Here is an 18,051-nt window from a genome sequence, read left to right on the forward strand (position 1 = left end):
TCTTAAAAAATTGTCGATTTATTGATTTGAGTTTTCTGGTTCTTGCCCGGTCTTGGCCCAAAAAGTCTTACCTGGAATAGACAAAGAATACTTATGTAGCGGGTTGATAGTATTCAGCACGTTAGGTCTAAGCATGCCTTCAAGTATTTTTACATCGTAGATTTCATCTACACTGGATTGGTAGACAATTTCTCCAACCAAAGCCTTGGTAGGCAAATGCACAATTTTAATTCCTGCCTGATCCGCTTTTTCGGCAAAGTCCAACTTCGCAAATGTGGAAGAGTTTTTTCTCAGCTTGGACATACCAATAAATGCGTAATCACCGATAATATCCATGCCCCGGCAAAAACCCTCAAGGTCTTTTACTACTTCTAATCGCTTACTTTCAATGTCAATTTTAGCCAGTTGGCCGGAAGCTGAAAGTAGCAAGTACAATTCTCCATTGTAGAACATGGGAGAATGCGGCATAGCCAAACGGTCCACAATAACTTCATCGGTTCTGAGGTCAATCAGCACTCCTCCTGTAGTGATGTTGTCTCTCCATCCTTGAGGAGTATCGGTTTGCCCTAAGGCGGTGACATACCTGGGATGTCCCTCTTGCATGACCAAGCCATTCAAATGACACCGGTCTTCCGATACCAAATCAGATATAAATTTTGGTCTCCATTTGGGCATGAAATTAAAGCTCTCATCCACCTGACACAGGCAGGAAAATGATGTATTGATAGCCCAAAGTCCTTCTTTGCCAAAAGCCAGGTCATGCATATCCACTTGCCCGGTATGGTAAGTCACCTTAGGCACAAAAAGATTATCGTAAGTATTAGGCTTATTAGGATAATGTTTGGCCAGCTCTTTTGAGTTTTCGAGATAGATAACCTCATCTTTGCAGGCAATGGCCATGCGATCACCGTCGAGAGCCACACCCATGGGCTTTTCAAACGTTCTGGGAAGCGAAATGAGGCTATTTTCATCCTTGGGACTGATCGTTACCAGCTTGCCCGCCTGATAGGTGGTCAGTGCGAGGCTGATATTAAGCTGCATGAGCAATTCAGGAATAGCCGGCGAATATTGCATTGCAAATGGTGGAATGGACGAAGTGATGCGATTATCTCTTGGAGTCGTCTCTGGTTCAATTACCTCTTGATACATAGCTTTGTTCGTTTATTGGTTTCTCATCTTTTTATACAGGCAGATCTAGCCCTACCCTATTTTACTTTTTCGGTATACCGTAAGTACCGATTGCATCTAACTGCGATTAGTCAAAATTGCCTGATAGAGAATTAGATTTTGTGCAGCACTTGTTAGATTTTGTGCAATTCCATTCTAATAATTGCTCTCCTATGAAGACAGGTGGGCCATTGCTTCCCGAAAGCTGAAATACTGAACAAACGACATGTACGGTCAACGTTCATGATTTTCACGTTTCACCTCAAAAAAAACAGCGACAAGGGCTAACCCCACCGCTGTTTACTCAATACAGGATTAAAGTAATCGCTGTATAGTACAATTAGGATTAATCAATATCATTGTAAACCAATAACAGAATTAATGTAAAACCTGTCAACTTTTTTCAGGACGCCTCAAGTTATTTTAGGACGCCTCAAGAAAATGCGATTGTGTCGCTAAGAAACACGTCTGTGTCATGGGAAAATGCATTTGTATCACTAAAAAATGTGTTTGTGTCAACAGAAAACGCAATTGCGTCACAAGAAAGTGTGATTGTATCGCTTGGAAACGTGATTGTACCACTGAGAAATGTATTTGCGCCACTTTAAAAAGCGTTTGTATCGGAGGAAAACGGATCTGTGTCAGCACATTTAAGTAAACCAATGACCCGATAAGAAGTCTTTGAAAGTGAAAGAAGCTGTCCTTCTGACAGCTTCTTTATCGTTGTTGCGATTTAAAATTTGCAAACCCCTCCCAAGTCTGGCCGATAGTAGCTCACAGTGACCCGCCTGGCAAGGGTTATTCTTATCTGTTTACCATTAACTTTAATACCTGGTCTTCTACTTTGATCAAGTACAGACCCACTTTCAAATCCCCAATGTTTATGGGTCTGTTGGTTGCAGCTCTCTTAACCATTGTGCCATCCAGGTCATAAACTTCTAATTCAATATCGCCAGTTGAAGATATCTCAAACTGCTCCGAAGTTGGATTAGGATAGACTATTAGTTTTTCCGCGATCGAATGGTTTACACTAAGCACACTATTAACTGTAACAGTAATGATTTCGGAAACAGATAATGTACCGTCCGATACGGAGACTTCCACCGAGAATGTACCCACTTGTGATGATGTCGGTGTCCAGCTGAAAGCACCGGAAGAAGCATTAATCGTCATACCATTGGATATAGAGGTAGCATCCAAACTGTATGTCAAGTTGTTCAGAGGCAAATCCACGTCGGTGGCAGAAGCCACAAAAGTCAATTCGACTCCCTCATCTGTATTCTGATCTCCGATAGATGCCAAAACAGGAGCTACATTCACTTCCGAAACGGTTATGCTAATAGTCTCATTTGTTTCAAGCACGCCATCATTCACTGTAACAGTTACGCTGTAAGTTCCATTTTGTAACTCGTCAGGTGTCCAGTTGAAAGCACCGGAAGAAGCATCAATGGTCATTCCGTTTGAAACCGACGTAGCATCCAGGCTGTAAGTCAACGCATTGACAGGTAAATCAACATCAGACGCAATTGCCGTAAATGTCAGCTCAACACCTTCGGATGTGACGTGGTCTCCAATCGATGCGAGCACGGGAGCTTTATTCACTTCCGAAATGGTAATCGAAATGGTTTCACTGGCTTCCAAAGTTCCATCGCTAACAGTTATAGTCGCTGAATGACTTCCATCTTGATCTTCAGCAGGTGTCCATCTGAAAGCTCCTGAGAGTGCATCAATACTCATCCCATTGGCAACAGAAGTCGCATCAATACTATAGGTAAGTGAAGACCCGGTATCTACATCCGATCCGCCAGCGGTAAATGAAAGTGCAACTAATTCATCACCAGATTGATTTCCTATTGCACTCAATACCGGCTCTTCATTTACATCCGTCAAGTTGATTGTAAGATTCTCTGATGTGGTATTCGATGGTGTTCCACTATCAGTTGCATCTACAGTCAGATTAAATGATGGGTTCGTTTCAAAATCCAAGGCTGATGCATTACTAATTGTAATCATTCCTGAGTTGTTAATACTGAATGCGTTGCCCGTATTCCCTGAGGCAATTGAATAGCTCAATGTTTGCAAAACATCATCATCTGTTGCAGAAACTATAGCTACTGTGCCAGAAGTCGTATTTTCATTCACAGCATTTACTGATGAAGAAACCGAAGGGGCAAATTCATTTATGTCGTTCAATGAAATAGTCACTGTTTCAGTTGTTTGAAGATTTCCAAGTCCATTATCTGTGGTCTTCACTTGAAGAGTGAATTGCTGAACCGTCTCATAATCTAATTCGGAGGACTTATTGATAGTAAGCTGATGACTTACTGCATCGAATGCAAACGCCCCACTCTCGTTTCCAGAAACGATCTCAAAAGATTTGATACCACTGGCATCGCTAGAGGACAACGTAGCTATCAACGTACCGTCTCCAGTGTTTTCATCAACGTTGAATGTGGTCACATCCAAAGCGGGGAATTCATTACCATAGACGTTAATCGTAAACGTACCAGTAGGTGAAAAATCAGCATCCGCTGCCTGAACGGTTAGCGTATGTGTTGGTTTCGTTGCAGGGTTGAGCAAAGAGCCGCTTGCAATTGCGATTTCCCCGGTAGTGGCATTAATAGCAAAAATACCATCCTCATTACCTGTTGTAATGGTGTAGTTCAGCGCATCGTTTTCAGGATCACTTGCTGTTACCGAGCCAACAGAAAGTCCATTGGCACTTTGATAACTAATACCAAAGGTAGTATTACTAACTACAGGTGTTTCGTTGACATCGTTTAAATTGATTGATACTGTTTCAAAACCTGACAGATTACCCGCACCGTCATCTTGCGCCTTAATCGTCAAATTAAATACGGGGTTAACCTCAAAATTCAATATTGCCACATTAGCTACCTGAATTTCTCCTGCTGGAGTAATCATAAAACCTCCCAAACCATTTCCATCAGCTATAGTGAAGGTGATGTTATCATTTTCTGCATCAGTGGCCTGCACCGTTCCAACAGTAGTACCATTCGCTGAGTTCTCATCAATTGCGAGGCTAGCTGCCACTATCACGGGTACATTGTTTACAAAGGCCGAAACAGTCATGGTATTTGATCCGGTCTGAACAGGTGATCCATTGTCCGAAACCTCAATAGTCAAAGTGTAGGAATTTGCTCCTCCGGCGGATAATGCCGCGGCATCGGCTATCGATAGTTCTCCTGATATTGCATCAATTTGAAAAATTGAATTCGTATTCCCTGAACTAATTGAAAAGGTGTGACTTTGACCGGTATCTTGATCGGTAAATGTAACTGTAGAAACAATTTCTCCCGCGCTCATCGATGTCCCGATGGTGGCAGTTCCAGCATTTACAACTGATACTTCATTGATATCATTCAAATTAATGGTAATGATAGCAGTACTACTCAAAGTCAATGTACCTGTACCTGTCACTTCCACTTCTAAAGCAAAGAATGGGTTAGTTTCAAAATCCAATTGATTGACATCATTAACCGTGATGATGCCTGAACCGTCAATGGTAAAAGCATTGCCTGTGTTGCCACTTTTAATGTTGAATGAAAGCGGATCTCCATCACCGTCTGAGGCCGTCACTGTCAATACCTCAGTAGTGTTAGCTGTATTCTCATCCAATGCTACGGTCTCAGCGGTGATCGTTGGAGAAGCATTGTCAATAATATTTATGGTCGTCGTACCAGTGGAAGAAATAGTTCCGGGCCCCTGGTCGGCAGCAAGAATTGTCAAAGTAAATGTCGCAGTAGCTGAAGTGGACAGTGCATTGGCATCAACCACTGTAATTTTACCTGAGGCATCAATTGCAAAGATTCCTTCATCATTTCCTGCAGATATAGACAATAGCTGACTGTGATTCTCTGCGTCTGTTACTGTTACAGTTTCGACCAGGTCACCATCCGTACTATATCTACTTAGATCTTTGGTTGACGTACTTACCGTAGCTGCCGTATTTGGGCCGTCATTGACCAAAACGGTAAAGGTCCCTTCATCTGCTACCTTATTCCAAAACTGAATGACATAATCAGTATTGGGAGTTACCGATACTTGTTTAGTACCTGTAGATCCACATATGCTCATTTCGGTTGCTCCACAACCTGCATACATTTCGAAACTTAGCGAACCCGCACCAACCAACGCCGTTGTAACATCTACGCGTGTATTCGGTCCTGAATTGAATGTGTACCATACATCATTGATATTCGCATACTCATCGCAATTTACCACCCCGGAATAGTTTGTTGCATCTTTATTCGTCCCGGTAGTTGCTGTACCTGTACTCGCCGCAAAAACAGTTAATGCTTCAGCTTGGGCACAATTGTCGTTGGCTGGTGGCGCTGGGGTAGGCGTACTGGATGTTGTCAAATCAAAATCACCGGCATCCGAGCTATAACCGTCAATCAAAATATAATAATCAACACCTAATGTTGAATTAAACTTGGTTTCTGCTTGGTAGCCAGAAGAACCACAGGTATTGTCAATTCCGGCATCTTCATTTCCTCCCAGACATGTCAGTCCACTCACACAAGATCCTGTATAAATACTCAAACTGGTGTCGTCAAAGCCGTATTTGCTACCGCTGCATGTACTTACCTTGATAGTCTCCCCATTTCCGACAATATGATACCAAACACCAACACTTCCATCACTCGAGCTCGTATCATTTCCTCCGCAACTTGCGGCTATGTTTTCGTCATTTGTCGCATCATTTGTGCTTCCTGCAGTTACTGTTCCAACTCCCACGGTAATGGCATTGGTGCAAAAATCGTTTGGAGAAATGTTGTTTAGATTGATTGTAATTGTAGCTGTGCCAGACTGATTGATAGGTGAATCGTCTGTTACCGTCACAACCAGTTCAAAGGTTGGGTTGGTTTCAAAATCAACTGCTGCCCTATTGGTTACTGTAATTTCACCAGTATTGCTAATACCAAAAGCACCATCTGTATTGCCAGTTGTTATCGCAAAGCTCAAATTATCTCCATCTGCATCGCTAGCTACTACAGTACCTACAGAAGTCCCATTATCACTACCTGTGCCTTGTACGGTGTATTCAGCAATTGCAAACGTAGCGTTATCGACTACAGGTGCATTGGGTTGTGCTACTACTACCACCGTCCTAACAACCTCTGGAGCGGCTTGTCCTGCTTGATCCATCACATTGTAAGTCACAGTATAACTACCTAGCACAGCAGTATTGACTGAATTGACCGTAACAATATTGGCTGTGATATCACCATCGGATGGATCTGAAGCCGTAGCCCCTGCATCCACATAATTATCATTTATAACCACATTAGTCGTAGCATCGCCTAATAAGGTAATCACAGGTGGAGAGTTCACAATAGTTGCCTGTCCCTGTACAGCGTCTGACTGGAAATCATAATTTGTAGAAGAGGCAGTGCCAACATCTACTGTCAAGCCATATGATGAACCAACAGATGTATAGTCTATACCGGGAGCGGAAACAGCTATTGTGTTCAAATCAGCAATCCCTACAAGCGAACTGATATCGGTCGCTCCGTCTGTACCATCCCCATTGACAAATCCACGGTATTCAAATGTAGCAGTTGGCAATACTCCTGTATTGTAGTCTGCAGTCAATGATTGCGCCCTTACGTCTAAGGTAACCTTGTCAATTGTATAAATGCCTGTTGCTTCGGTGGCTGAATAATTTATTTCCGCTGCATCAAGATTCACTCGTACGTCATACACTCCAGCGTTCGCAGGAACTGTAGATACGAAGGTGTTGGCTCCTTGCACACTGTATTCTGTTGCTAAAACGAGTGTCGGGTTACTATCTATATCATTGGCAGTAGGAGAAATTCCCTGACCTGCGCCCGAATAAACAGGATTAGTTCCCGGTAAATTAAGATTAATAGTTGTCGACAATGGCATGATTGTCAATTTACCAGTTGCTTCGGCAGCAGCATAGTTGGGTTCGCTGTCCAGGTTTGCCCTTACATCATACGTTCCTGCATTCACTGGAAGGGTTGTCGAAAATGTATTAGCTCCCTCCACACTGTATTCCGTCAAAATAGCTAAAGTTGGGTCACTGCTCGCGTCATTGGCCGTCGGTGTTACCCCAATTCCCGTTCCGGTATATTCCGAATCAGAACCAGGTAGGTTTAAGGCAATCGATGTAGCAAAGGGCAGAACAGTCAGGCTTTGACTCGTCTCTGCCTTTCTATGGCTGGCACCGCCGTCCTGAACAGCTGTGATTGTTGTAGTTCCTGCACCTACAATGGTGACTGTAGAGCCTAAAACTGTAGCCACTGCAGTATTAGAACTACTATAAGAGGTCATTGGGAGTCCGGAAGAAGCTGTAGCCGAAAGGGCAAAATCAGAATTTCCAAAATTCTTATCAGCCAGCGCATCAAATGTAATGACTTGATCCTCATAGGGTGTTGCAATTCTATTGTGCCCTGAGCTGACAAAGTTTCCGGCTGCTCCGGTCAAAGCAAAACCAACTAAATCTCCATCATTTCCATTTAGACTTCTGTCCTTAATAGTGGTAAGTGCCGTATTGTCTCCTCCTATGACTCCTTCATTAAAATCGTAATACAGGACTAATCCGGTTTCACTACCTTTCAATTCAGCATCCTTTGTGGCGATGATCTCTGCTTCTGTTCTCGCAATATTCCAGAACCTCACTTCGTCCATACTTCCGTCAAAAGCATAAGGGTCAGTACCTGAAATTCCGATTTTTAGCACATTGTTATTTGGTGTAAGGCTTCCGGCCGCTGCTGTCTGAGAAGACACCTCAACGCCGTCAATATAAATAGCAGTCTTTGTACCATCAAAAGTCACCGCCACATGGTACCACGCATCTGCTGCCAAAGTTCCGGACCAATTATAATCCGTTATGCCTGTTCCAAAACCATCATGATAAAATCGTAATGTTCCATCCGGCGCGTATACCATCAGCCCATAAGATTCTGTGTATCGCGATTTGGCAAATAAGCTTCTCCATCCATAGCCAGCATTTGAAACCGTTATTTGATCAAAATTCACCCAGGCTTCGTAGGTAAAGGCATTGGTAAAATCTAAGCTGGCGTCATCAGGAACGGAGATATAATCGTAGCTCCCAATCTGCCCGTCCAAATGTAACCCTGGTTCGGAAGTTAAACCTACTTCAACCGTTCTTGTAACCTCCACAGCCACATTTCCAGATCCGTCAGTTACGTTGTATCTGACGGTATAAGAACCGGAAGTATTTACATCCACCGGGTTGGTAGTCACAACGCTTGCCGTGAGATCACCATCTACTAAATCAGAAGCGGTAGCTCCAGGATCTGTATAAGTTCCTCCCAAAATAACCGTTTCGGTTGCACTTCCAATTAATGTAATAACAGGTGGTGAATCCACTATTGTGGCTTGTCCTTGCGTAGCATCAATCACCAGGTTGTAATTTGTAGTGCTCGCTGTACCCAAATCAGGGACAAGATCGTAGCTGTTGCCGGCAGTTGTATAATCAATTCCCGGAGCTGTCGCTGAGAGCGTATTCAAATCAGCGACTCCAACAAGCCCACTGATATCCGTATCGCCATCCGTTCCGTCGGAATTTACAAAACCACGATATTCAAAGGTTATTGCGGGAAGCGAACCGGCATTTTTTTCTACATCCAAAGATTGGGCTCTGACCGAGAGGTCTGCCTGATCAACGGTCAAACTTTGTACGACAGGGTCCGCTGCGGCATAGCTGGCATCTCCTGCCTGATTGGCGGTGATATTTACAGAACCGGTACTAATTATTGTCACCTCTCCCGAGGAGCTGACTGTAGCAACTGACGCATCGTCTCCTGCAAAGGTGACGGGATTACCTGTGTCACCACCAGTTGCACCTACGGTAAAAGTGGCATCTCCATAGGTCTTATTTGCCAGTGCATTGAAAGTGATCGTTTGGGTGCCTTTTACTGTAAGGCTTTGAACCACATCTGCTGCTGCTATGTAACTGCCATTTCCAGCCTGAGAAGCCGTGATATTGGTAACTCCTGCACCCACTATTGTAACTGTACTTCCACTGACCGTCGCCACTGAGGAGTTTGAGCTTGCATACGTGACATCATTACCCGAAGCTCCACCAGTAGCCGCAAGATCAAAATCCACACCACCCGCAACCCTATCTTCCAAAGCTCCGAAGGTTATGGATTGGAAGCCTATCGTTGCAGACGGGCCTACAGCCGCTGCTGGTCCATCGGCCGTGGCATTATCGGCAGTTCCTACCGATAAGCTTATACCAATATTTCCTGTAGAACCCGAAATACTGGATAATGTAACAGTCCGAGTTGTTGAGCCTGTCCCTGATACGGTAGCTGTTGCTGTTCCATCTCCACTCGCATTGACTGTCACGTCCGCGTCGGATATAGTGATGCTGTTTGCATTACTATAGGTCACCGTGTAGGTGATGTCTGTGCCATCATATACAGGTGCACCAATTACAGCACTTGCATTTACAATATTGTCACAAACATTTCCAACGCCATCCAGATCTGCATCTGCCTGATCCGCATTCACAGTCAAACGACAATTATCTGCAGCATCCAGGATGCCATCACCATCATCATCAGTATCCACACTATTGATCATGCCATCTCCATCAGAATCGATATCCTGGAATCGGATCTTTGAAAGGCCGGCAAAACCACCCCCTCCGTGATTACTGTTGATCGTGATTTTGATATAACGCACATCCCCAAGGCTACTAAAACTCACAAGTTGCGCTGCAACGGGGTTGACACCATCAGCCGCGGCTAAGTTATAATCCCCTATGCTAATGAAATTCGTGGGATCATCTACAGAGGCATACTCCATGGTAAAAGCGTTAATTCCCGGAGTAAAGGTTGAAAAGTTATTTTGGTTGTAGTTCCAAAAGTACGCTCCATCCATGTCCGCACCCTGAGCTCCCATATCATAGGTAAGTGTGATGGGTAAACCATCATTGGCGGATAACCACATGCCTGCTCCATTGGGAACGGCTGCATGCCTCCTGAGTCGGGTAAGTCCGCCGGTCCCTGCTCCGGCCGCATTTAGGTTGGATGATCCTATGGTTTGGGTAGGCGGGTAGGCTGCATTAAACTGCGAACTTGCCGTGGCACCAACAGGTACAATACTTTTCTCCATAGGTACAGAACTTGCATCTAGTGGATTTGTCCCTAATTCAATTTCAAACTCATCATAAATCCCATCGTTGTCATCATCTACATCACAAACATTGCCACCGTCAGCTGAACCATCTGTATTCAACTGGTCTGCATTCGCAGTTAGCGGACAGTTGTCCGTGGCATCGTCCACTCCATCACCGTCATCATCGCTATCTTCACTATTCTTACATCCATCTCCATCTAAGTCTGGATCGGAAGCGTCCGGCACACCAGTTATACCATTTGGACAGCTATCTACACTATCAAAGACCCCATCACCATCTGCATCGGCGAACGCAAACGTCTGAGAAGGACCAATAGCAACAGCTGGGCCATTAGCGGTTGCATTATCAGCAGTACCTGCCGCTATGCTGATTCCAAATGTTCCATTGGTCCCGCCGATGCTTGTTAAAGTCACGGTGCGAGTTGTCGGGCCACTACCAGAAACAACTGCTGTAGCACTTGCATCTCCTGTAGTATTTACCGTAATATCTCCATCTGCAAGTGTAATGCTGGCGGCATTACTGTAGGTGATCGTATAGGTAACGTCTTCTCCTTCTGTTGTTGAAGCACTCGGTGCACTTATAGCCAGACTCGCATTGACTATGTTATCACAAGCATCTCCAATGCCATCTAAATCCGAGTCAGTGTCAGCCGGGTCAGGACCTCCATCAGTTACTGGCCACCCCGAAGCTATCAATGCTGCTCGTCCTGTATCATCGCAATAGTATACATTAGCAGCGCTGAATGGTATTCTTGGCGGATTAAAAGCTAGCGTTTGACTACTCCAACCTAGTAGTGTAGCATCATAGTTGGTCACTGACATACCACTATTTGCCAGCATACCTGGTGCCTCCCAGGTTCTTACCATGTTCCAGGCACCCAGGTTTTGATTGAAGCTTGTAGCTCCATTGAACATGTTGTTGAAAGCCAAGAAACCTCCACTTGATATTGTCCAGGAGCTAATATTTTGATTAAAACTGGTGGCCCCTTGAAACATACCAGAAAAAAGAGTGACGCTAGACACCGTCCAACCACTGATATTTTCATTGTAGCTCGTTGCCCCGTTGAACATATTTCTGGTAATAACAGCACCGGACATATCCCAATTCGACAAGCCGCCGGTTAACGAGGTACAACCCATGAATGCCTCTGCGTATTGATTATTATCAGCGGTTAAATCAGGTGCGTCCGTTGCGCTGATATCAAGATTGGCACAACCAAAGAAGGAATTGTTAAAGGTCGCCCATTTTATATTTCCCCATTGGCTGATGTCTGTTATCTTCAATCTATCTCCACCATTGGAAAAAGACATATGCATCGCATCACTTGTAGTAGCTGTGATACGAATCGTATACGTGCCGGCAGAAACAAAGTCATGCGTTACACTTCCAGTAATTCCAGTTTCATCAGGAGTTCCGTCGTTATTCCAATCTACGCTGTAGCTTCCGCTGGAAACTACCATTGGAATCGTAATTTCCGTGTCAGAGGAGGTTCCGGTATTATCTGTTTTCCAAGTCGAGATAAATTCATTTTGAGCAAAGCCCGAAAACGACATAAATAAGAATAGCAGGCAGTAGAGATTTCCTTTCTTCATAGCTTAATAGTTTTGTAGTTTCAATCTTCATACAGGGATCACCTGAGTTACCCTATTTTTTATTTTCAATTGTCGAATTTTCTGACTGACGCTGGTCTGAAAAACAGGTGCTCAGTAAATTCATTATTGAAAGCAACAAAGCTATTTGGCATGAATAGGACTTAAAAAAGGGCTGCATAGACAAAACATCACCATGTTGTGACAAGGCATAGACAAAGTATCACAGTAGTATGAATAGGTAGGAAATGTTCCTATGAAATAGGAAATTCAACTAAGACCGGCGGGCAGATATTTCATGGTTTCAACTATTTCTATAATTTTGGGCATTAAAGCCTATGAGAACCTAATTGATGTCCGACAAAAAGCGATCTGTCTGCGAGAAGAAAAATTTTGATTTTATTTTCAACGAAAACTTCGAAGCTGCCAGAAACTACCTGTACTATAAATGTGGCGATTTGCAATTGGCTGAAGATCTCGCCCAAGATGCCTTTATTAAGTTGTGGAATCACTGCAAAAAAGTAATTTTCGAAACGGCCAAGCAATACGTTTTCAAGATTTGTAACAACGCTTTCCTCAATGAGCTGGCCCATCAGAAAGTAGTCCTAAGGCATCAATCGACTATGCACGATCATAGCAATCAGGAAAGCCCTGAATTCATTCTTGAAGAGGAGGAATTCAAAGTAAAACTGGAGCATGCGATTAATCAATTGAGCGAAAAAGAACGAGAAGTTTTTCTACTCAGTCGCATTGATAAAAAATCCTATAAGGAAATAGCTGAAATTGCCAACGTAACGGTAAAAGCAGTCGAAAGAAGAATGAGTCTGGCATTTATCAAGCTCAGAGAGCTGCTTGGTGGTCATATTAAGATATGATTATTAATAGGGTATATTCATTATCAACTGTATGAAAGTAAAGCAAGTATTAATTAAGTAGGAATTCAGACCTGACGAATCATGGAAAAGTATCAATCAGACGAGACATTTTTAGCGCGATGGGCGGCAGGTGAACTAAGCCCTGAGGAACTGGCTGAATTTGAGCAGTCTGAAGCTTTCAAGGACTTTGAACGCATCAATCAGGAGTCCCAGAAGTTTAGCGCTCCTCCAATTAATAAAGAAAATTCTCTGATCGAAGTCAATGAGAAAATCGTTTTTGATAAAAAGAGGAGAACCTTGGCTCGGTGGGCCATTGCCGCATCGGTGTCTGTCTTAGTGACAGCCTCTACACTGCTTTTCTCATCTAAAACGTATACGACGTCTTACGGCGAGCAGCTTTCAATTGTGTTGCCTGATGGCTCCAAGGTTCGATTGAATGCAGAATCAAAGCTAAGTCATAAGCGATTCTTTTGGTTGAACGACAAAAAGGTTAATCTGGAGGGAGAAGGCTTTTTTATTGTTGAGAAAGGGGATGGCTTTCGTGTAGCTACTTCATATGGGATCACATCAGTCCTAGGCACAAAATTCAACATTCGTGCAAGACCTAAACGTTTTACAGTGGATTGCTTTGAAGGAAAGGTGGAATACGTAGGACCTTCAGTTTCGGATCATTATATTCTTGAAGCAGGCACAGGACTCCAAATATCAGATGGAAAAGTTGAAGGAACGAATCCCGATATTGGCCTCCCAAGCTGGATGAACGGTATAAGCATTTTTAAAGATGCCACTTTATCAGAAGTGATTGACGAAATACAAATTCAATATGGTGTAGCGTTTGAAACGAATAACAAAAATTTATCTGGGTTGTTTTCCGGAAGCTTCATTCACAGCGATCTGGACAAAGCACTACGATCTACCCTTGTGCCCATGGGAATAAATTATCAATTGGATGCCGCGGAATGGGTCGTTAGATTACAATAGACTTACTTTAACCAGCTTCGAATGAAACGAGTTTTACTCTTTTTTTTGCTTTTTACAATTTCGAAATACGCATATTCTCAACAGCTCCTCTCCGGGTCTTATAAGGATAAAGAATTACAACTTGTACTATCCGACATAGAGTCCAAAACTGATATCATTTTTTCTTATTCGAAAGAACTCATTGGTTCAATGAAAATAACCTTAAACTATAAGGAAGTGACTATTGATGAACTCGTGAAAGTGATCTCTTACGAAACAGGGTTGCAATTGGAACAACTTTCCAGCCAACAGATCATTATTACCCAAAATAAGCAGATTTGTGGACGCATCTACGACGCAGAAACGAAAGAGCCCTTGACTTTGGCCACGGTCATTAGCAGTACCGAACAGGCCGTTACTACTGACTCTACCGGCTACTTTAGTTTTGAATCCACGAGCTCAACTGATGTTAGTCTTCGGGTCAAGTATATTGGATACGGTGATCAAACCATCAGTATTCCTTTAGGAGCGCGCTGCAGAGATATTTATTTGGATCCTAGTCCGGAATCTCTGGATGAAGTCATCATTCTAGGCTATGTCACCACGGGTATTGACAAATACGAGGATGGCTCTGTTTCAATAGATACTGACAAATTAGGCATTCTACCGGGACTGGTCACCCCTGATATTGCGCAAAGTATTCAGCTCATTCCAGGTATTACTAGTCTGGATGAGTCCGCCACAGGAATACAAATCCGTGGTGGAGCCCCTGATCAAAATCTTATATTTTTGGACAATATTAAGCTGTACAACACAGGCTATTTCTATGGTATGTTCTCGGCTTTCAATCCCTACGCCACGCAAAAGGCCAAAATATTCAAATCGGGAGCGAGTCCAGCCTATGGGGACCGCGTAGCTGGTGTGATAGATATTTCTACAGGTAATGAGATACCGAAAAAAGCTCAGGGCGGTTTTGGAATTGACGGATTGAGCGTAGATGGCTTTTTCAAAGCTCCGGTTTCGGACAAAGTGGCCGTTTACTTGTTTGCCAGAAGGTCTTACGCTGATGTTTGGAAATCTCCTACTTACGACGGATATGCCACGAAGATCTTCAAAAATAGTGGCGTGGTAACTAATGCCAATAATGAGGTTATTGAAATAATCAGCGATGACGAATTCGATATAAATACAAGTTCTAATAGCTTTTATTACCACGACATTAACGCTAAGGTGCTGGTCAAACCATCTGACACCGATCAAATAGCCATCAGTGGCCTATTAACCAGGAATCGTCTGGATTTTTCATTTGAAAATGGTGGCGAAATACGTGATGATGACTTGCTTACACAAAATAAGGGGCTAAGTGTTCATTGGAGAAAACAAGGCTCCGATCTGTGGAGACATGACCTTAAGGCCTATTTTTCTGAGTACACCTCCGACTATCTCAATGTGGAGATCGTGGACAACATGCTTGAGGAATCTAATACCAGGAATAATGAGATTTCTGATTTTGGTATCGATTATAACCTCACCCATTATTTCCCAAACGGTCATATTGCGGCTGTGGGTTATCAATACACCAACGCCGATGTACTGATCAATATAGCTAAAAGCGAACCGCTAGAACCGGATAATTTAGAAGACAATTTTGAAAGCAAAGAACAAAAACTTAATACTTCTCATGCCTTGTATGCAGAATACAAGCATTCCTTTGGTAATTCGGGCTTGTTAAGTATCGGTATTCGGGGCGTACAATATTCGTCTTTGGGGCAATTTTATGGAGAACCTCGATTGAACCTTGAGTATCCACTTTCGCAAGCTGTAAGACTAAAAGCCTCTGCCGAAAGAAGATATCAGCCCATCAGTCAATTAGTAGAATTTAACCAAACGGAACTGAGGCTCGAAAACAACCTTTGGACACTTTCTGATGACGAACAGTTCCCTATCCTAAGCAGCACTCAGTTCTCTGCAGGCCTTTTGGTTGATTACAACGGCTGGACCATCGATACTGACAGCTATTTTAAAAAAATAAACGGACTCACTTCTTACACCAATGGATTTAGCAACCCCATCATCGAGTTATCAGAGGGGACAAGCGATATATTAGGAGTAGATATTTTGATCAAAAAGAAAATAGAAAACTATCGCATCTGGGCTGGATATACTTACAATGATATTGTCTATCAATTTGATGCACTACGATCCGATGCATTTCCTGGTAACAATGACATCACCCATAATTTCAGAATATCCAATACTTATCAATTAAACAATTGGCAATTTTCATTGGGGTGGTCCTACAGAACTGGAGAACCACTTACGCCTATTGCTAGTTATGATAGTAACACCGCTTTTGCCACATTCGGCGATGTAAACAGTAGCCGATTGGAAGACTTTCATCGACTGGATGTCTCAATAATATATGACTTCAATTTCTCTAAGGAGGGCAAATGGAGGGGGCGATTTGGGCTATCCGTGTTAAATCTTTATGACCGCAAAATTCCACTTTCTATGATTTATAGAGCGGAAGATGAAGGCGAAGGTGGAATTGAACTTAAGCAGGTGGTCCAAAGACATTCGCTGGGTATCACTCCTAATGCTGTTTTTCGGGTGTTTTTTTAATTCTACTAAGTCCACACCATCTGAGTATGTCACTCCCAGAGGGAGTCTTCGGTTTTTCTTGAGCTATTTTCTTTGCAGGAAGATTCCCTTCGGGAATGACTTGGGGAACGAACATTAAAAATTTACAGTCACTCCCGACGAAGGGAGTCTTCAGTTTACAACAACCTGTTTCCTTTCAAGGAAGATTCCCTGCGGGAATGACTTAAAAAAACGAACATTAAAATTTATGGTCACTCCCGGAGGGAATCTTCCTGCAAAGAAAAGTGAGCTAGATTCTTAGAAGGTTCCTTGCTGAAATGACTTTAGCAATGATAACCAGCTAAGTAAAAAAAACGGCAAGGATCTACACCCCTGCCGCTCCACCTAAATTATTATTACTAAAATTGCTAAGTCCTAAAACAGGCAGCCCCCCAAGGGTCCACCGCTAAACAGCCAGTGTCTTGTTACTTCGCAACAAAGACAAAATCACTGTCCTTTTCATTTTGACCAAACTCTCCGGTTCGTGGTAGCGTCTTCAATCGTTGCATGACTGGATAAATTTCATGTAAAGTGATAATTCTGTCTTCACCTCCTCTTGATTTTAATATCTCAATGAATCGCTGTGCAAAGGGTGAGTGCTGGCCAGGAATACCGTCCGAAACATATTCTTTACCTCCTGAGGTCAGGTACCTTCTGGTCTTTTTTGACAGTTTTCTTACCAAGAGCTCAGCATCATCCAAGTCTTCATACACAGTAGACCTGCTTCTGGCAATCACGGGATCAAAAGTTCCGCTAAAACATACATCCATGACTAGCAATATATGGTCGCATGGTATATTATTTATGATATTACGCAGCACACTGTGAGGTATATAGGTCGTTTTTGCTTCGTCTTTTTCAAGACTACTTTTTGTCACAATATATCCTTCACCGAAGGACTCATCAAAATGCCCATGACCGGCTATGAAAATCATTAGCTGGTCTTGCGGCTTATATTTTTTTTGAGTGTACTCCTTGATTTTTACTAAAAACTCATCCTGTAAAGGATTGGTCAATACCTCTGTCTCAAAATTGAAGTTCTCAGAGAGTATTCCTGATATCGTTTCTACGTCATATACCGGATTAACCAGATCTGACCAATGATCATATTTATCCGTACCTATAAAAAGGGCATAGTCCTTCCTATTGATATCTATCGCTTTTGAAATAGCGTCATGACCAATCAATACATTTCTGTAGTCAACCACTGTCCCGCCTTCTGCATTGGTCACGACCAGGCTTATCACATTTTCTCCATCCATCAACCTCATATCCTTTTCTAACCTATACTTCAAGGTATTCTCGGGCAATTCGATAGACTTGGTCGCCAATGCCATACCTCCTCGCTGCTTGCCCAAGGTTAGTTTAACCTCAGTCAAAGGCGTTTTGGACTCAATTGATGCTGCAAAATTTGCTTTGTTTTCCTGTGCATTGGTATATTCCCTGGTAGGGTGCTCCCAGGTAATCACAGGCAGAGTGATTCCATGTTCATTAGTCGATTGTTCAAAGTCCAACCTGATCGCGTTTGTCTGATCAGATACGATCTGTGTTTGGCCTACAGTTGCTATGGAGGCCAACACAACAGTTATCGAAAAGTTTACTAAAATATTTTTCATGTGTGTATATTCTATTCTTTATTCAATTTCATTATGGGATC

At 42.9% G+C, this 18,051-nt stretch carries 6 protein-coding genes; 3 read left to right on the plus strand and 3 right to left on the minus strand.

Annotated features, from left to right (window positions below; genetic code table 11):
* Nucleotides 1-18: 18 nt before the first annotated feature.
* Together ABJD64_RS05435 and ABJD64_RS05440 are read right to left on the minus strand one after the other, a co-directional pair.
* On the minus strand, nt 19-1,149 hold the full coding sequence (locus ABJD64_RS05435; RefSeq protein WP_348179605.1) for a TIGR03032 family protein: 1,131 nt from the start codon (nt 1,147-1,149) through the stop codon (nt 19-21).
* An 822-nt stretch (nt 1,150-1,971) separates the two neighbouring features.
* Nucleotides 1,972-11,922, minus strand: coding sequence for a cadherin domain-containing protein (locus ABJD64_RS05440; protein WP_348179606.1), 9,951 nt, complete (start codon nt 11,920-11,922; stop codon nt 1,972-1,974).
* 350 nt (nt 11,923-12,272) lie between these two features.
* On the opposite strand from ABJD64_RS05440, the gene ABJD64_RS05445 reads away from it, so the two are divergent.
* The 3 genes from ABJD64_RS05445 to ABJD64_RS05455 all read left to right on the plus strand — a co-directional run bounded on the left by ABJD64_RS05445 (nt 12,273) and on the right by ABJD64_RS05455 (nt 16,376).
* The gene (locus ABJD64_RS05445) at nt 12,273-12,794 is read left to right on the plus strand and encodes a sigma-70 family RNA polymerase sigma factor (RefSeq protein ID WP_348179607.1); all 522 of its coding nucleotides are present in this window, start codon (nt 12,273-12,275) and stop codon (nt 12,792-12,794) included.
* A gap of 81 nt (nt 12,795-12,875) precedes the next feature.
* Complete coding sequence (locus tag ABJD64_RS05450; RefSeq protein ID WP_348179608.1) at nt 12,876-13,775, plus strand: FecR domain-containing protein; 900 nt, start codon at nt 12,876-12,878, stop codon at nt 13,773-13,775.
* 21 nt (nt 13,776-13,796) lie between these two features.
* Complete coding sequence (locus ABJD64_RS05455; RefSeq protein ID WP_348179609.1) at nt 13,797-16,376, plus strand: TonB-dependent receptor; 2,580 nt, start codon at nt 13,797-13,799, stop codon at nt 16,374-16,376.
* A gap of 443 nt (nt 16,377-16,819) precedes the next feature.
* On the opposite strand, the gene ABJD64_RS05460 is transcribed toward ABJD64_RS05455, so the two are convergent.
* Nucleotides 16,820-18,010: a caspase family protein gene (locus ABJD64_RS05460; RefSeq protein WP_348179610.1), complete on the minus strand. Its 1,191-nt coding sequence runs from the start codon at nt 18,008-18,010 to the stop codon at nt 16,820-16,822.
* Between the last annotated feature and the right edge of the window lie 41 nt (nt 18,011-18,051).

Source organism: Reichenbachiella sp. (genome assembly GCF_039944555.1).
Lineage (GTDB): Bacteria > Bacteroidota > Bacteroidia > Cytophagales > Cyclobacteriaceae > Reichenbachiella.